Annotated in this window: 2 protein-coding genes; both read right to left on the bottom strand. The window is 38.3% G+C overall.

The genetic code is table 11. The annotated features are described in order from the left end of the window. Positions 1 to 279 precede the first annotated feature (279 nt). Positions 280 to 774: a molybdopterin adenylyltransferase gene (mog, locus tag AB1414_18465; protein ID MEW6609400.1), complete on the bottom strand. Its 495-nt coding sequence runs from the start codon at positions 772 to 774 to the stop codon at positions 280 to 282. A gap of 573 nt (positions 775 to 1,347) precedes the next feature. Then, positions 1,348 to 2,652: a replication-associated recombination protein A gene (locus AB1414_18460; GenBank protein MEW6609399.1), complete on the bottom strand. Its 1,305-nt coding sequence runs from the start codon at positions 2,650 to 2,652 to the stop codon at positions 1,348 to 1,350. Positions 2,653 to 2,826: the final 174 nt, after the last annotated feature.

Genomic DNA, 2,826 nt, shown 5'->3' with positions numbered 1-2,826 from the left:
AAAGTAATCGGTAATCAGGTAATCAGTAATCGGTAATTTGAGATAGCAGGCTACTGCTTGCTCTTTACCGATAACCTGATAACCGATAACCTGAGTTGATAGTAACAGGAAATCACAAAATATGCCTTTCTAAAGTATAGTTACCATTTAACCGATTACTTACTTTATAATTTCGTAAAGCCCTATATTCTCACACAAAGCCACATCCTACAAACAGAGCGTCTCTACGAGGCTAATCTCTTTATTTAATCCTCAAACTACCTGATTACCAACAACTGTTCACCTAATCCTCCCACATTCTTCTACTTTCCCTTTTAAAACCTCAATTCCATGCGGGATTGAGGGTAAAATAAGTTCCAAACACTCCTTAACGCCTTTGGGGCTACCGGGTAAATTAATAATCAGGCTTTGTTTTCGGACGCCCGCAATAGCCCTTGATAGAAGTGCGTGAGGATTATATTTGAATCCTATCGTCCGCATTATTTCACCAAAACCTGGCACTTCTTTTTCAATCACTTCGCTGGTAGCCTCTGGAGTTACATCTCGTGAGGATAATCCAGTCCCACCCGTAGTCAATACAACCTCACAACCTGATTCGTCTATCAATTTTTTTAAATTATCAATAATTACCTTCTTTTCATCCGGGATGATTTTATATTCAATCACTTGTGCGTTTAATTTTGAGACAATTTCAGCGATTAGTTTCCCACTTTTATCCTCTCGTTCTCCTTGAAACCCTTTATCGCTAATAGTTAAAATGCCAACTTTAATCATTTTTTTGTCCATCATATAGGAAAGTATAATATATGAACGCTTACAAAATATTGAATGTAGAATATTGAATGTAGAATGTAAAGGAGTAGAAATGCCGAAGGAAAATAGAATATTTGATCTTGAAGAGCGTTACAACGGCTAAACAGAAAAATACCAAAACTTAATAATTCTACATTCTACATTCGATATTGGTCATTGATAACATTTTAAACTTAACTGATCAAAGCCGTCAGATGTTGTGCATCTTAAAGCTTAAACTGATTCTGTTACCTGAACGCTTACCTCTAAACTAACCTCTTTTTCTAAAATGAACGCTCTCGGATAAAATTGAGCGTTGATTTTATTAGCCCTTCCAAACAGAAGGAACAAGGCTCAAGGTGCAAGGAACAGGGTCTTCTCCTACTCTTCACCTCTTGCCCTTTGATTTCACAAGTGCTGTTTCCAACCCCATTAGCATCCTTCTCTTTTCCATTCACCTTAATCCTTGAACCTCGCTCCTTGAACCTTTTTATCCGAACACCTTCAAAATAGCCATTTTTATATCTCCTATGAATTAAGTTGTGACTACATAATTTATTCCATCGCTCTCAATTTATCCAATCTTTCCTTAATCTTTGCCTCATATCCTTGATTTGTAGGTTGATAATAGGTTTTATTTTTATCAGGGATATACTTTTGTTGAACAAAGTGGTCTTTAAAGTTATGTGGATATTTATAATCTATGCCATAGCCTAATTTTTTCGCCCCTTTGTAATGTGTATCACGGAGGGGTTTTGGGACTTCCTTTGTTTTTTCTGTGGCTACATCCTTCATTGCTGCCTCAATGCCAAGATAAGCGGCATTGCTTTTTGGGGCAGAGGCAATGTAAGTAACCGCCTGGGCTAAAGGGATTTTAGCCTCTGGCATTCCAATAAATTCTAATGCTTGAAATGCGGCTGTTGCCACGACCAATGCCTGTGGGTCGGCATTCCCCACATCTTCAGCCGCACAAATCAGTATTCTCCGGCCAATAAATCGTGGGTCTTCTCCAGCATAAATCATCTTCGCTAACCAATACAAAGCCGCATCCGGGGCACTACCACGCATACTCTTAATAAAAGCTGAGATAGTATCGTAATGTGCATCACCATCCCGGTCATAAACAACAGATTTTTGTTGAATAGACTCCTCAGATACCTTCAAGGTAAAATAAATCTTACCGTTTTTAGGTGGTGTAGTTAACACGCCAATTTCTAAGGCATTTAGTGCCCGTCTGGCATCTCCATCTGAAATTTTTATCAAGTGCTCTAATGCTTTCTTATCCATTATTACTTCATACTTCCCTAATCCTCTTTCTTTATCTTTAAGGCTATTGATTAAAATCGTTTCTATTTCTTGTGAATTTAGTGGATTAAGTTGAAAAATCTGAGCTCGAGATAAAATTGGTGAACTAATCGTAAAAAATGGATTTTGTGTTGTGGTGCCAATTAATGAAATATTCCCTTCTTCTACATCTGGTAATAGGGCATCTTGTTGAGGCTTATTAAATCGGTGAATTTCTTCGATGAGCAAGATGGTCTTTTTTGCCTCAAATCTTTTGCGGTCTTGTGCTTGTTGAAGAAATTGACGGACCTCAACCACACCAGAAGTAACCGCATTTAATCTCTCAAAGTAAGAATTAGTCGTATTGGCTATAACTTGAGCCAGGGCTGTTTTCCCACAACCAGGTGGTCCATAAAGTATAATCGAGGTTATGCGGTCAGATTCAATTGCCCGTCTGAGTAATTTCCCTTCGCCTATGATATGTTGTTGTCCGACAAATTCAGCTAAATTTCTCGGTCGCATCCGCACCGCTAACGGTTGGTTAATTTTTTGTCTTTGTTCATCAAATAAATCCATCTTTTACCCAATTTTCTACTTTTAACCCTGCTATCCGTTCAAAGTGATGTAACCGTTCAGGGCTATACATTAGAAGTGTAAACAAGGAGAAATGGGGAAAAGGGAGAATTGGAGAAATGGCTCAAACTTTTTCTTGCTCCACCCTTCAGACATTAATCCTGGTGTCGTGTTGAG

Source organism: bacterium (assembly GCA_040755795.1).
Classification (GTDB): Bacteria; UBA9089; CG2-30-40-21; order CG2-30-40-21; family SBAY01; genus JBFLXS01.
Note: the sequence above shows the minus strand (reverse complement) of the source record. Positions and strands in the feature narration are given on the sequence as shown.